This is a genomic window from Actinoplanes auranticolor, from assembly GCF_018332655.1.
GTDB lineage: Bacteria > Actinomycetota > Actinomycetes > Mycobacteriales > Micromonosporaceae > Actinoplanes > Actinoplanes auranticolor.
Genome location: NZ_BOQL01000084.1, coordinates 1 through 13,688, shown reverse-complemented (window position 1 = coordinate 13,688; position 13,688 = coordinate 1). Strand labels below are relative to the sequence as shown.

Annotated in this window: 13 protein-coding genes; 12 read left to right on the top strand and 1 reads right to left on the bottom strand. The window is 72.8% G+C overall.

Annotation, left to right across the window (positions count from 1 at the left end):
* The first annotated feature begins 21 nt into the window (after positions 1–21).
* The 10 genes from Aau02nite_RS43015 (at position 22) to Aau02nite_RS42970 (ending at position 11,493) form a co-directional block, all read left to right on the top strand.
* The gene (locus Aau02nite_RS43015) at positions 22–1,233 is read left to right on the top strand and encodes a sensor histidine kinase (RefSeq protein ID WP_212994458.1); all 1,212 of its coding nucleotides are present in this window, start codon (positions 22–24) and stop codon (positions 1,231–1,233) included.
* Between the two features lie 43 nt (positions 1,234–1,276).
* A complete protein-coding gene (locus Aau02nite_RS43010; RefSeq protein WP_212994457.1) occupies positions 1,277–2,020 on the top strand; it encodes a LytR/AlgR family response regulator transcription factor in 744 nt (247 codons plus the stop codon).
* Positions 2,021–2,244: 224 nt separating this feature from the next.
* A complete protein-coding gene (locus tag Aau02nite_RS43005; protein ID WP_212994456.1) occupies positions 2,245–2,940 on the top strand; it encodes a response regulator transcription factor in 696 nt (231 codons plus the stop codon).
* On the top strand, positions 2,937–4,088 hold the full coding sequence (locus tag Aau02nite_RS43000) for a sensor histidine kinase (RefSeq protein ID WP_212994455.1): 1,152 nt from the start codon (positions 2,937–2,939) through the stop codon (positions 4,086–4,088). Before Aau02nite_RS43005 ends, Aau02nite_RS43000 begins: the two co-directional genes overlap by 4 nt.
* A 554-nt stretch (positions 4,089–4,642) precedes the next feature.
* Positions 4,643–6,196, top strand: a complete 1,554-nt coding sequence (locus Aau02nite_RS42995) for a DUF4153 domain-containing protein (RefSeq protein WP_212994454.1) — start codon at positions 4,643–4,645, stop codon at positions 6,194–6,196.
* A 73-nt stretch (positions 6,197–6,269) separates the two neighbouring features.
* A complete protein-coding gene (locus tag Aau02nite_RS42990; protein ID WP_212994453.1) occupies positions 6,270–6,665 on the top strand; it encodes a DUF485 domain-containing protein in 396 nt (131 codons plus the stop codon).
* A complete protein-coding gene (locus tag Aau02nite_RS42985) occupies positions 6,662–8,299 on the top strand; it encodes a sodium/solute symporter (protein WP_212994452.1) in 1,638 nt (545 codons plus the stop codon). The genes Aau02nite_RS42990 and Aau02nite_RS42985 overlap by 4 nt, the downstream gene beginning before the upstream one ends.
* 109 nt (positions 8,300–8,408) lie before the next feature.
* Entirely contained in the window at positions 8,409–9,038 is a 630-nt protein-coding gene (locus Aau02nite_RS42980; protein ID WP_212994451.1) for an SCO2207 family protein, read from the top strand.
* Between the two features lie 89 nt (positions 9,039–9,127).
* Positions 9,128–9,904, top strand: coding sequence for an ABC transporter ATP-binding protein (locus Aau02nite_RS42975; protein ID WP_212994450.1), 777 nt, complete (start codon positions 9,128–9,130; stop codon positions 9,902–9,904).
* Positions 9,895–11,493, top strand: a complete 1,599-nt coding sequence (locus tag Aau02nite_RS42970) for an ABC transporter permease (RefSeq protein ID WP_212994449.1) — start codon at positions 9,895–9,897, stop codon at positions 11,491–11,493. Before Aau02nite_RS42975 ends, Aau02nite_RS42970 begins: the two co-directional genes overlap by 10 nt.
* Here Aau02nite_RS42970 and trpS read toward each other — a convergent pair.
* The gene (gene trpS / locus Aau02nite_RS42965; RefSeq protein WP_212994448.1) at positions 11,487–12,512 is read right to left on the bottom strand and encodes a tryptophan--tRNA ligase; all 1,026 of its coding nucleotides are present in this window, start codon (positions 12,510–12,512) and stop codon (positions 11,487–11,489) included. The two genes, Aau02nite_RS42970 and trpS, sit on opposite strands and share 7 nt — an antisense overlap.
* Before the next feature lie 162 nt (positions 12,513–12,674).
* Here trpS and Aau02nite_RS42960 point away from each other — a divergent pair, with 162 nt between their 5' ends.
* Positions 12,675–13,214: a flavin reductase family protein gene (locus Aau02nite_RS42960; protein ID WP_212994447.1), complete on the top strand. Its 540-nt coding sequence runs from the start codon at positions 12,675–12,677 to the stop codon at positions 13,212–13,214.
* Between the two features lie 110 nt (positions 13,215–13,324).
* Positions 13,325–13,688, top strand: a 364-nt coding sequence (locus Aau02nite_RS42955; protein WP_212994446.1) for a DUF485 domain-containing protein, incomplete at its 3' end; no start/stop codon positions are given.

Sequence of the window (13,688 nt, the reverse complement as noted above, 5' to 3'; positions counted from 1 at the left end):
CTTTCCGGTCAAGATGCGTGCGTGGCTGGTCAGGTCGGCAGTGTGCTGGCGGTTCTTGCCGTGCTGGCCGCCCTGGTCGGTGCGGTGGTCGCCGTGCTGCGGCTACGGGCCCGGCGCGGGATCGCCACGGCGGGACAGCGGGCCACGTACGACGTCCTGCACACCGCCTCGCTGGCCGCCGAGCCGCTGCGTACCGGCCTGACCCCGGCGTCGGCCGCCAAGGCCACGCGGCATCTGCGGCGGCTGGTCGGCGCGCCCGGGCTCACCGTCGCCGACGGTGAGCGGTGCCTGGCCTTCGACGGCCGGGGCGGGCATCACAGCGCCCAGTTCACTGCGGCGGCCGACCGGGCCGTACGGGCCAACCGGTCGATCGTGCTGAGCGGCACCGACCTGCCCTGCGACCGGATGGACTGCGTGGTGCGCGGCGCGGTCGTGGCGCCGCTGACCGGCGCCGACGGGCAGGCCGTGGCCGCGCTGGTGGCGGTGGCCGACGATCAGCCCGCGCCGGGCCTGGTCCAGGCGACCATGGAGACCGCCCGCTGGGCCAGCTCCCAGCTCGCCCTGGCCGAGCTGGACTCCTCCCGCGAACGGCTGGCCCGCGCCGAGGTACGCGCCCTGCGCGCCCAGATCAGCCCGCACTTCATCTACAACGCGCTGACCGCCATCGCCTCCTTCGTGCGCACCGACCCGGAACGCGCCCGCGAGCTGATCCTGGAGTTCGCCGAGTTCACCCGTTACTCGTTCCGGGCCCACGGCGACTTCACCACGCTCGCCGAGGAACTGCGCTCGATCGACCGTTACCTGACCATCGAACGCGCCCGCTTCGGCGACCGGTTGCAGGTCCGCCTGCAGATCGCGCCCGAGGTGCTGCCGGTCGGCCTGCCGTTCCTGTGCCTGCAGCCGCTGGTGGAGAACGCGGTCCGGCACGGACTGTCCCGCAAGCCCGGCGTCGGTATGGTGAGCATCGAGGCCCGGGACGCGGGTGCCGAATGCCACATCACGGTCGAGGACGACGGGGTCGGCATGGATCCCGCGGTCCTGGCGGCGGGCATCGCCGAGGCGGTCAACGCCCGCGACGACGACGCCGGACAGCACGTCGGCCTCTCGAATGTGGATGAGCGGCTGCGCTCGGTGTTCGGAGACCACTTCGGGCTCGTCGTGGAGACCGCGCCGGGCGCGGGGACGAAAGTGAGCATGCGGGTGCCGAAATTCCATCCCGGGGTACGGGCATGAGCCGCGTGACGCCCGCTGTGGACGAGCCGGCGGAGGTGACGGTATGAGCCTGGTCGTGCTCGCGGTGGACGACGAGCCGCCGGCCCTGGACGAGCTCGCGTACCTGCTCAACGCCGACGACCGGGTCGCGTTCGTGCACCGGGCCGGCGACGCCACCGAGGCACTGCGGGTGCTGCGGGACACCGAGGTCGACGCGGTGTTCCTGGACATCCGGATGCCCGGGCTGGACGGCATGGAGCTGGCCCGCATCCTGCACCGGTTCGCCCGGCCCCCGGCGATCGTGTTCGTGACCGCGTACGACGACGGCGCGGTGGACGCGTTCGACCTGGGCGTGACCGACTACGTCCGCAAGCCGGTCCGGTCCGAGCGGCTGGGCGAGTCCCTGCGCCGCGTCACCGGCCTGCGCGTCACGCCACCCCCGCAGCCCGCCAAGCAGCAGGACGAGCCGAGCATCCCGGTCGAGCTGGCCGGCACGACCCGGATGCTGCCCCGGTCGTCGGTGCGCTGGGTCGAGGCCCAGGGTGACTACGCCCGGCTGCACACGGTCGACGCGTCCCACCTGGTGCGGGTGTCGCTGGCGACGCTGGCCGAGCGCTGGGCGGACGCCGGTTTCGTCCGCATCCACCGCTCCTACCTGGTGCAGTTGCGCCTGGTCGCGGAGCTGCGGCTCACCCAGTCGGGTTACGTGGTGACGATCGACGGCGCGGAGCTGCCGGTCAGCCGCCGGCACACCCGGGAGCTGAAGGACAAGCTGATCCGGGCCGCGAAGCACGACTGGACCCGCTGAATCCCCCGTCACCCCCACCCGATCCACAGGGTTATCCACAACCCCACAGCGTTATCCCCAGAGTTATCCACAGGCCGATCATCTTCACAGGTTGTCCACAAAGCCACCCCCGCCCCTGCACGACTGATCAATAGGCTGCTCAGCGCGGGTCGGATCGGCGGTCACGGGGGCGTGCCGGTCTTGTCCCGGCAACGCATGATGCGGGGCGGAGCAGAGGGGGCGCTGTGACGGCAAAGAGAGTCCTCGTGGTCGAGGACGAACGCACCATCGCCGAGGCGGTGGCCGCCCGGCTACGCGCCGAGGGCTTCGAGGTCGACATCGCCGGCGACGGCCCGAGCGCGGTCGAGACCGCCCGGCGCACCCGGCCGGACGCGATCGTCCTCGACGTCATGCTGCCCGGCTTCGACGGTCTCGAGGTGTGCCGGCGCATCCAGGCCGACCGCGGCGTGCCGGTGCTGATGCTCACCGCCCGTGACGACGAGACCGACCTGCTGGTCGGCCTGGCGGTCGGCGCGGACGACTACCTCACCAAGCCGTTCTCGATGCGCGAGCTCACCGCGCGGGTGCACGCCCTGCTCCGGCGGGCCGGCCGCAGCTCCGCCCCGGAGGAGCCCGTCCCGGCCGAGAACGCGATGCTGCGGTTCGGCGACCTGGAGATCAATCTGGCCGAGCGCCGGGTGCTGCGGGCCGGGGTCGAGGCCAGGCTCACCCCGACCGAGTTCGACCTGCTCGTGCACCTGGCCGGCCGGCCCCGCACGGTGCTGCCCCGGGAGCGGCTGCTGGCCGACGTGTGGGGCTGGGCGGACGCCTCGGGCACCAGGACGGTCGACAGCCACATCAAGGGCCTGCGCCGCAAGCTGGGCGCCGACCTGATCCGCACGGTCCACGGCGTCGGGTACGCCCTGGAAGTGGAACGATGAGATCGCGGCTACTGGGACGGCTGCTGCGCTGGGTCTCCCTGCCGCTGAGCCTGGCCCTGGGCTGGCTGGCCCCCGCGCTCGGCTTGCTGCCCCGCCCGCTCGATCCGGTCCGCTCGATCAAGGCCAAGCTTTCGGTGGCGCTCGGCCTGGCCGGCGGCGTCGGCCTGCTGATCTTCTGGTGGAGCCTGGACTTCATGCGCGTGGAGCTGTCCTGGTTCGCGATCGCCGTCGCCCTGGGGCTGGTCACGCTGCAGGTGGCGGCGCACGGCACCACGGTTCCGCTGCGGGAGATGACCGACGCGGCCCGGGCGATGGCCCGCGGCGACTACACCCGCCGGGTCCGCGCCACGTCCCGCGACGAGATCGGCGAGCTGGCGGCAGCGTTCAACCAGATGGCCGCGGACCTGGCGGCGGCGGACCGGCAGCGCCGCGAGCTGATCGCCAACGTCTCGCACGAGCTGCGCACACCGATCACCGCCCTGCGCGGCCTGCTGGAGAACATCGTCGACGGCGTCTCCGACGCGGAGCCGGAGACGATGCGCACCGCCCTGACCCAGACCGAACGCCTGGGCCGCCTGGTCACGGAGCTGCTCGACCTCTCCCGCCTGGACGCCGGCGTGATGCCGATGGCCAGCGACCCGATCGACGTCCGGGCCTTCCTGGGCGACGTGGTCCGCGAGGCAACGGTGAACGCGGACGGCGCGGGTCACGACGTCCGCTTCGCCGTCTCGGCCCCGGCCCTGCGCATCGAGGGCGACCGCGAACGCCTCCACCAGGTCTTCGCGAACCTGCTGGACAACGCGGCCCGGCACAGCCCACCGGGCGGCACGGTCACCGTCCGCGCGGAACGCCACGACGACCACGTGGTGGTGGCGGTGGCGGACGAGGGCGAAGGCATTCCCCCGGCCGAGCGCGACCGGGTCTTCGAACGCTTCACCCGCGGCGAACGCGCGACCGGCGGCGGCACCGGCCTGGGCCTGGCCATCGCCCACTGGGTGGTCCAGCTCCACCAGGGCACGATCGCCGTGGTCGACCCGGCCCGCCCGCCGACCGCCACTCCGCCGGGCACAACGGTGCAGGCGCAGCGCCCGGGCTGCCTGATCCACGTGACCCTGCCCTTGCAACCGGCCCGCCCGGCCCCTTCCTGAGGCGCCGGACCAGCCCCACCTCTCTCAGCCGACCGGACTCCCGCTTTCTTGGGCAGCCCGCTATCCAACCGTGCTCTCAACCTCCTGGAGGAGGACCCGCCATGCCCACATCCGACCCGACCCCGGCTCCCGACAACGAACCCACCGAAGCACCGCCCGCTGCAAATGACCAGGCGAGACCGCCGCAAGCGCCCACCCGACCCGCCACACCCCCGCCTGCCGCTCAACCACCGGCCTCGCCGACGGAGACCAGTTCGGCGGAAAGCCACCCCGGCACCGCGTCTCCGGCACCGCGAGCGGTGGTCCCGCCGACCGGCGGCAGTGCTGCGGGCGACCGGGCCGCCACACCCCCGGTTCCTGCTCAGCCCCCGGCCTCGGCAACCGAAGCCTGGTCGACGGCCGCGCCGCCGCCCCACGCGAAGCGGGTCGCAACGCCGGAATGGATCCGGGCCCGGACCACCGATCAACCCGCCGGGCCCGCAACCGGGACCACCGTGGCGCCCGCGCCGGACAACCGCCCACAACAACGCCTTCCCGGCGCGCCGCAGGCCGCCGTGCAGGTAGCGCCACTGCACGGACCGTGGGCCGACGCCCCGCTGTTCGGTCACCGCTGGCCCGGCCCCACCCGGCCCGCCACCCGCGCGACCATCGTCGCCCTGCTGGTCGCCGCGGCCGTGGCCGCGCTCAGCGTGCCGCTCGACCGGGCCGGTGTCGGCTGGTTCGTCACCGCGATCGCGGGCGTCGCCGCGCTCATCGTGGCCCGCGTGGTGCCCGACCCCGCACCGCGCACGGCCGGTCCGGCGCCGCTGGTCCGTCGGGGCCCCCTCGCCCTTAGCAGAGCCCGTTTCTTCTGGTCGGCAGCCACAGTGGCCCTGCTCGGGGTCGGCACTCTCCGGGCCGCGGGCTGGCTCTTCCTCCTGTGCCTGTGCACCGCCGTGATCACCGCCGCGCTCGCCGTGGCCGGGGGGCGGTCGGTGCGGGCGATGGTCATCGCCGTGCTCATGGCTCCACTCGCGAGTTTCCGGGCCCTGCCCTGGATCAGGCGGGGATTCGCCGCGGTCCGGCACAACGGTGGTGGCAGGGGCCTGCGGATCACCGCCACCGTCTCCGTCTCGGCCGTGCTGCTCGTTGTCTTCGGGTCGTTGTTCGCCTCGGCCGATGCCGCGTTCGCCGACCTGGTCGGCCGGGCGGTACCCGACATCGACGGCGGCACGGTGGCCCGCTGGATCTTCGTTTTCGTCGTGGCCGCGTTCGTGCTCGGCGGTGCCGCGTACCTGCGGGCCGCGCCGCCGGATCTCGGCGGGCTGGAGCGGCCCGGCACCCGGCGGGTGGCCCGGCTGGAGTGGGCGGTGCCGTTGACTTTGCTGGTGCTGCTGTTCGCGATGTTCGTCGCCGTGCAGCTCACCGTCCTGTTCGGAGGGTCGGCGCACGTCCTGGACACCGACGGCCTGACCTACGCCGAGTACGCCCGCGGCGGCTTCTGGCAGCTCCTGATCGTCACCGGCCTGACGCTGGTGGTCCTCGCCGGGGCGGCCCGGTGGGCTCCCCGGGACACCGGCACCGACCGCGTCCTGATCCGCGTGATCCTGGGCGCCCTCGCCGTGCTGACCCTGGTCGTGGTCGCCTCGGCCACCCACCGCATGGACCTCTACGCCGACACCTACGGCCTGACCCGGCTGCGGCTGCTGGTCTCCCTCTGCGAACTGTGGCTGGGCCTGGTCTTCGTGCTCATCCTGATCGCGGGCATCCGGCTCACCGCGCGCTGGCTGCCCCGGGCCGTGGTCGCTGCCGGGGTGCTGGCGCTGCTCGGCCTGGCCGGGGCCAACCCGGACCGGCTGATCGCCGACCACAACGTCACCCGCTACGAGCAGACCGACCGCATCGACACGCGCTACCTGTCGAACCTCTCGGCCGACGCGGTGCCGGCCCTGGACCGCCTGACCGGGGTCGACCGCGACTGCGTCCTGGCCCCGATCGCCGCCGACCTGAAGCGGGACGAGGACGACTGGCGCGGCTGGAATCTCGGCCGGTACCAGGCCCGCGATCTGCTCGCCCACGATCCGGCGCCGGCCCCGCGGAGTTGCCCGGGGGACTATCCCTCCTCCTGACACGAGGGCAGCCGGGCACGCCGTGCCGCCGCCGTGTCTTGACATCGGCGCAGCGGCGGCAAGACTGCCGGGCATGGACGGCGACCAGACGGGCGGCGCCAAGGTACGGCGTACCCGCGTCGTCCTGGGTGAGGCTGCCGCGCGCCGGCCCTCTCCCGATCCCGCGCGGGCCGACCTCGCCGAGCAGACCCCGGTGGGTGAGGCGCTGGTCAAGGGGCTGGTACGGGCCCAGCTGGCCCTCGCCCTGCGGCTCTCGCTGGTGGTGGCGGCCGGGCTCGGCGCCCTGCCGCTGCTCTTCGCCGTGGCGCCCGCGGTCGGTGAGGCCAAACTGCTCGGCGTCAACCTGCCGTGGCTGCTGCTCGGGTTGCTCTCCTTCCCGTTCCTGATCGGGGTCGGCTGGGCCTACGTGCGCTGGGCCGAGCGCAACGAGCAGGACTTCACCGCCGTGATCAACAGGCCGGAAGGGTGAACCCGTACGTCGTCCCGGGGCTGATCCTGGTCGTGCTCGTCACGGTCGGGATCGGCGCGTACGGGCTGCGCTTCGCCCGTACCACCTCGGACTTCCTGGTCGCCTCCCGCTCGGTCAGCCCCAGCTGGAACGCCGCCGCGATCAGTGGCGAGTACCTCTCCGCCGCGTCCTTCCTCGGCGTCGCCGGACTGGTGCTGCGCTACGGCGTCGACGTCCTCTGGTATCCCGTCGGCTTCGCGGCCGGCTATCTCGCCCTGTTGCTGTTCGTCGCCGCGCCGCTGCGCCGCTCGGGGGCGTTCACCCTGCCCGACTTCTGCCAGGTGCGGCTGCGCTCGCCCGTGCTGCGCCGGCTCGCCACCGTCTTCGTCGTCTTCATCGGCTGTCTCTATCTGGTGCCGCAGCTACAGGGTGCGGGCCTGACGTTCACCACGGTCACCGGCGGCCGGTACGAGTGGGGGGCGCTGCTCGTCGGTCTGGTCGTCACCGCCAACGTGGCGCTGGGCGGGATGCGGGCGATCACCTTCGTGCAGGCGTTCCAGTACTGGCTGAAGCTGACCGCTCTGGCCGTACCTGTGATCTTCCTGGTCATGCAGTGGCAGTCGGACGGCCGCCCGGCCGTGACGCCCCCGGCCGGCCCGGCCTTCACGGCCACCACGACCGTGACCTTCACCGACGCGGCGACCCTCACGCTGCCGGACGGCTCGCAGAGCCGGGTCGCCGAGGGCGAGGAGCGCACGTTCGCCGCCGGCGAGGCCGTGCCGGAGGTCAGCACCGTCGACGACCACCGCGGCGCCGACTGGCTGCTGCCCGGCGGCGACACCACGCTGTTCGCGACCTATTCGCTGATCCTCGCCACGTTCCTGGGCACCATGGGGTTGCCGCACGTGCTGGTCCGCTTCTACACCAACCCCGACGGCGCCTCGGCCCGCCGCACGACCCTGGTGGTCCTGGCCCTGGTCGGCCTCTTCTACCTGCTGCCCACCCTGTACGGGGTCCTCGGCCGCATCTACACCCCGCAGTTGCTGATGACCGGCCGCACCGACGCGGTGGTCCTGCTGTTGCCGGAGGCGGCCCTCGGCGGCGGGCATCTGGGCCAGTTCCTCGGCGCCCTGGTCACCGCCGGCGCCCTGGCCGCCTTCATGTCCACCTCGTCGGGTCTGCTCACCAGCGTCGCCGGGGTGATCTTCACCGACGTCCTGCACGCCGACCGGGGTGGCTCGGTCCGGGACTTCCGGCTGGCCACCGTGCTGGCCGCGGTCGCGCCGATGGCGTTGTCCATCTACGTGGCGAACATGGACGTCTCGCAGGTGGTCGGGCTGGCGTTCGCCGTGGCCGCGTCGAGCTTCTGTCCGCTGCTGGTGCTCGGCATCTGGTGGCGGGGGCTCACCGACGCCGGCGCGGTGGCCGGGATCCTGGCCGGCGGCGGCGCCGCGATGGCCGCGGTGCTGATCACGGTGCTCGGCCCGCCGCTGTCGGGCTGGCCGGCGCAGCTGATCGAGCAACCGGCGGCCTGGACGGTGCCGCTGGCGTTCCTGGTCATGGTGGTCGGTTCGCTGCTGACCAAGCGCCGGGTGCCGGGGGACATCGGGGCGACCATGCTGCGGCTGCACGCCCCGGAATCGCTCCGGCTCTGACGGTGACCCTTAACAATATTTAAGAAACTTGTCTGAACTCTTCGCGGTGCCGGCCCCGTAGCTAACGATGCTGCAACGGGGCAGCCGGACGAACGCGAAGGAGCGCTGCATGTACCGCAGGAACAGGATGAGCGGCCGGGCCCGGAAACTGCTGATCGGCGTGGCGGCCGCGACACTGGCCGGCGGTGCCTTCGCGGTGAGCACCGGCATGAGCAGCGCGGGTGAGAACTGCGCGGGCCTGGACGGGGCCCTGCGCAACAACCTGGACTTCATCGCCGCGCAGCGGGCCGACCCGGACGCCCTCTCGGCCGCGCGCATCGCCAACCGGCAGGCCGTCGTCGACCTGATCAACCAGCGGCGCGCGACCGCCGGCTGCACCGGCGACGTGCAGGCCGCGCCGATCAAGGCCCCGACCAAGGCCCCCACGAAGGCGCCGACCAAGGCACCCACCAAGGCTCCGGCCGGCGGAGGGGCGACCGGCGGGGCCACCGGCGACGTCGTCTGCCAGGGCTCGACCGTGACTCTGTCCGGTGAGGGTGGCGCGCCCGCCGCGTCCAGCGGCACGTTCCCGGTCGGCACCACGCTCAAGGTGACGAACCTCGACAACAACAAGAGCATCACCGTCAAGGTGGCGACCCCGTCGGGCAGTTGCATCCTGCTCAACAACGCCGCCTTCGAGGAGGTCCGCGAGGCGGGCAAGTTCCTCATCAGGCGCGCCGTGATCGAACGGGTGGGATGACGGGGGTCCGCCCTTTGAAGGGTGTGACAAGTGGCCCGGACCATCCGCAGGGGTGGCCCGGGCCGCTCACCAACCGTTAGGTTCTGGGCATGACGGTTCCCCACCAGCGCCTGAGCCCGGATCCGGCGCTCGCGCTGCGTGGTCTCGTCAAGAGTTTCGACGCCAAGCCGGCGGTCGCCGGCATCGACCTGGACGTCCCGGCCGGCTCGTTCTTCGGCCTGCTCGGCCCCAACGGGGCCGGCAAGACCACCACCCTGTCGATGGCCGTCGGCCTGCTGCGGCCCGACGCGGGCCAGGCCCGGATTTTGGGGTACGACGTCTGGGCCGACCCGGCCGCGGCGAAGGCCCGGATCGGCGTGCTGCCCGACGGTGTCCGCCTCTTCGACCGGCTCACCGGCACCGAACTGCTGGCGTACCACGGGCTGTTGCGCGGCATGGACGCCGAGGTCGTCGACCAGCGCTCCGCCGAGCTGCTGGACGTCCTGGCCCTGGGCGCCGACAACCGCACCCTGGTCGTCGACTACTCCGCGGGCATGAAGAAGAAGATCGGCCTGGCCTGCGCGATGCTGCACGCGCCCCGGCTGCTGGTGCTCGACGAGCCGTTCGAGGCGGTCGATCCGGTGTCGGCGGCGCTGATCCGCGACATCCTGCAGCGCTACGTCTCCGGCGGCGGGACGGTCGTCTTCTCCAGCCACGTCATGGCCGTGGTCGAGCGGCTGTGCAGCCACGTCGCGATCCTGGCCGACGGCACTATCCGGATGCGCGGCACGCTCGCCGAGGTCCGCGGCGGGCGCTCGCTGGAGGACGTCTTCGTCGAGGTCGTCGGCGGCCGCACAGCGACCGGGTCGGAACTCGCGTGGCTGTAGGCGTCCGGCACTTCGTCAAGCTCAAGCTGCGCATCACCGCGAACGGCCTGCGGGGTCAGACCTGGCGGGTGGCTCTGTTCGTGCTCGGCGCGGTGCTGGCCGCCTGCGCCGCGGTCGGCGGGTACGCCCTGTTCAGCCTGCCCGGCCTGCTCGATGAGCAGCGCGCCGCCGAGGTGGCGCTGCCCCTGGCCGGTGGTCTGGTCGTGCTGGGCTGGCTGTTCCTGCCGCTGGTCTTCTTCGGCGTGGACGAATCGCTGGACCCCGCCCGCTTCGCCCTGCTGCCACTGCCCCGGCGCACGCTGATCCGGGGCCTGTTCGTCGCATCGCTGGCCGGGGTACCCGCGCTGGCGACGTTCGCCGGGACGCTGGGCATGGTCGACTCGGCGGCGCGACTCGGCGGGCCGGCTGCCGCACTGGTCCAGTTCGTCGGCGTGGTCACCGGCATCCTGCTCTGCGCGGCGGTCAGCCGGTCGCTGACCAGCGCCTTCGCGACGGCGTTGCGGTCTCGGCGGGCCCGCGATCTGGCGACCGTGCTGCTGGCCTGTGTCGCCGCGCTGCTCGGGCCGCTGCAACTGGCCGCGCTGGCCGGAGCCGAGAACGCCGACTGGACCGGCATCGCCCGGGTGGCCGACGTCATCGCGTGGACGCCGTTCGGGGCGCCGTACAGCATGGGCCAGGATGTGGCCGCGGGACGGTTGTGGGCCGTACCGGTGAAGCTGGCTCTGGTCCTGGCCACGATCGGCCTGTTGCTGTGGTGGTGGTCCGCGACTCTCGAGCGCGCGATGCTGGGCTCGGTCGGCCGGTCCGGCCCGCGGGAGCGGGCGGCCTCGGCGCGCAAGCCGGTCGCCCAGCTCGTGCCCGGCTGGCTGCCGCGCACCCGGTTCGGCGCGCTGACCGCGCGGGAGATGCGGTACTGGTGGCGTGAGACGCGGCGGCGGGCCAGCCTGATCACGTTCAGCGTGGTGGGGATCTTCCTGCCCGTCTTCATCGGCGTGAGCAGCGGCACCGTCGGCGCCCCGACCGGCATGCTGGTCTTCGTCGGCGCGCTGGCCGCGGTGAGCCTGGCCAACCAGTTCGGCTTCGAGGGCAGCGCCTACGCGGCCAACGTCGTGGCCGGCGTCCCCGGCCGGCTGGAGCTGACCTCGCGGGTCGCCGGCTTCTCCGTGTACGTGGTCCCGTCGCTGCTGGTGATCGCGATCGTGGTCGGTCTCGCCGTGGGCCGCCCGGAGACGATCCCGGCCCTGGTCGGCATGCTGGCCGCGGCGTACGGCGTGGGCCTCGCCCTGGTCCTGCCGATCTCGGTCCGGGTCGCCTACGCGCTGCCCGACACGGCCAACCCGTTCGCCCTGTCCTCGGGCGGGGGCATGGCCAAAGGGCTGCTGACCTTCGCGGCGCTGTTCGGTGCGGCGCTGATCACCGTGCCGATGCAGCTCGTCGCGTTCCTGGCCCACGACGTCTGGCTGTGGGCCGGTCTCCCGCTGGGCCTGCTCTACGGCGGCGGCGCACTGCTGCTCGGGCTCCGCCTGGCCGGCCCGATGCTGGACAGGCGGATGCCCGAGCTGCTGGCCACGGTGACCGCCCGTCAGTAACGGGTGCCCATCGCCTCCCGTACCTCCAACAGGGTCTGGTCCGCGACGGCGTTGGCCCGCGCGTTGCCGGCCCGCTGCACATCCCGCACCAGCCCCGGTTCCTGCGCGTACGCGGCCCGCCGCGCCCGCATCGGCGCCAGGAACTCGTTGACCGCCTCGGTGACCGTCCGTTTCAGGGCGGCGGCCCCGGCGGCACCGATCGTCGCGGCCACCTGATGCGGGTCCTCGTCCAGGCAGAGCGCGGCGAGCTGCACCAGCCCGGACACTTCCGGCCGGGTCTGCGGGTCGAAGGTGATGTGCCGGTCGGCATCGGTCCTGGCGCCGCGGATCAGCCGGGCGGTCTCGTCCGCGGTGGCGGACAGGGCGATCGCGTTGCCGCGGCTCTTGCTCATCTTCGTCCCGTCGGTGCCCAGCAGCAGCGGTGCGGCACCCAGCAACGCCTCCGGCACCGGGAAGACCGGTCCGTAGCGCTCGTTGAACCGCCGGGCCACCGTGCGGGTGACCTCGACGTGCGGCAGCTGGTCCTGGCCGACCGGCACCAGGTTGCCCTTGCAGAAGAGGATGTCGGCGGCCTGGTGCACCGGATAGGTGAACATCAGCCCGCTGACCGAGCTCTGCCGCGAGTGGGCGATCTCGTCCTTGACGGTCGGGTTGCGCTGCAGCTCGGGCACGCTGACCAGGCTCAGGAACGGCAGGACGAGCTGGTTGAGCGCCGGCACCGCGCTGTGCGTGAAGATCGTGGCCCGGTCCGGGTCGAGCCCCGCGGCGAGGTAGTCGAGGATCAACCCCTCCACCGTCGGGACCAGCCGTTCAGCGACGTCGCGGTCGGTCAGCACCTGGTAGTCGGCGACGACCACGACCAGGTCGACGCCGCTGTGCTGCAGCCGGGCCCGGTTGCGCAGGGTGCCGAAGTAGTGGCCGAGGTGCAGGGGCCCGGTGGGCCGGTCACCGGTCAGCACGCGGAAGTCGCCGGGCCGGGCGGCGATCCGGTCCTCGAGGCTCAGGGTCTGGGTGGTCATCTCTGTCTCCCGGGGAGGTCGTGGACGACCCGGGAAACACAGAACGGGCCGTCCGGATGGGACGGCCCGCGCGTGCGGAGGTGGCAGCCGTCGCTAGGACGGACGCCAGTTCTGCGGGCACGCGGTGTTCACGCGGCCGATCGTACCGCCGCGGACGGCACAATGTTCCCCGTGAACCCTGTCGAGCCCGGCGCGCACATCCACTCCAGTGACCCGTTCGCCACCCCGGAGCAGGACAAGTCCGCGGTCCGGCGGCTGCGGGGACGGCTGGCCGCGCCCGTCACGCTCTGGACCGCTCCCGGCCCGGCCGGCCTCACCGTGTCCTCCATGCTCGTCGCCGACGGCGAGCCCGGCCGCGTCCTGGGGCTGGTCGATGAGGAGAGCGACTTCTGGGACGCCGTCTCGGTGGCCGGGCGCTTCGCCGTCACCCCGCTCGGCCCCGGCGACCAGCAGCTGGCCGATCGTTTCGCCGGGCTGATGCCCGCCCCGGGCGGCCTGTTCGCCGGCGACGGCTGGACCGCGACCGGGTACGGGCCGGTGCCGGCGGGCGCCGGGACGTGGGCGGGCTGCCGGCTCGACGGGCAGCGGCCGTACGGCTGGGGTCTGCTCGTCGAGGCCACGATCGAGTCGATTCAGCTCGATGACGCCGGGCTCGTCCCTTTGCTCCACTTCCGCGGCCGGTACCGCGGGCTCGACCGGTAAGCGCAACAGGGACGCCGCTCGGCGCACCCGGCGACCGGCAGCCAGTGATCGCCACCACTGCTTCGTACGGTGCCGGAAAAGACCCGCCCCCACGAAGGTGGTGAGCCACGTTGACAACCGAAGCGACCCCGACCGAGAAGTATCTCGAGGTCCAGCGATCCGATGAATTCGCCGGGTTGCGCCGCAAGCTGCGCAACTTCATTTTCCCCGTGACCGTCGCGTTCTTCCTCTGGTACGCGCTCTATGTCCTGCTCTCGGCGTACGCCCGGGGCTTCATGTCCGTGAAGCTCATCGGGAACATCAACGTCGCGCTGCTGCTCGGCCTGCTGCAGTTCGTCTCGACGTTCGTGATCGCCTGGTACTACTCCCGGTTCGCGGACCGGCAGATCGACCCGATCAGCGGCAAGATCCGCGACGACCTCACCGCCGCCGCCGCGGCCCGTTCCGCCGCGACCCCCGCTGCCCCCGCTGCCC

What these genes read in the sequence shown, in the direction of transcription:
- Aau02nite_RS43010 (WP_212994457.1), top strand. Translation starts at nt 1,277, where the DNA reads ATGAGCCTGGTCGTGCTCGCGGTGGACGACGAGCCGCCGGCCCTGGAC.
- Aau02nite_RS43000 (WP_212994455.1), top strand. Translation starts at nt 2,937, where the DNA reads ATGAGATCGCGGCTACTGGGACGGCTGCTGCGCTGGGTCTCCCTGCCG.
- Aau02nite_RS42990 (WP_212994453.1), top strand. Translation starts at nt 6,270, where the DNA reads ATGGACGGCGACCAGACGGGCGGCGCCAAGGTACGGCGTACCCGCGTC.
- Aau02nite_RS42980 (WP_212994451.1), top strand. Translation starts at nt 8,409, where the DNA reads ATGTACCGCAGGAACAGGATGAGCGGCCGGGCCCGGAAACTGCTGATC.
- Aau02nite_RS42975 (WP_212994450.1), top strand. Translation starts at nt 9,128, where the DNA reads ATGACGGTTCCCCACCAGCGCCTGAGCCCGGATCCGGCGCTCGCGCTG.
- trpS (WP_212994448.1), bottom strand. Translation starts at nt 12,512, where the DNA reads ATGACCACCCAGACCCTGAGCCTCGAGGACCGGATCGCCGCCCGGCCC.
- Aau02nite_RS42960 (WP_212994447.1), top strand. Translation starts at nt 12,675, where the DNA reads ATGTTCCCCGTGAACCCTGTCGAGCCCGGCGCGCACATCCACTCCAGT.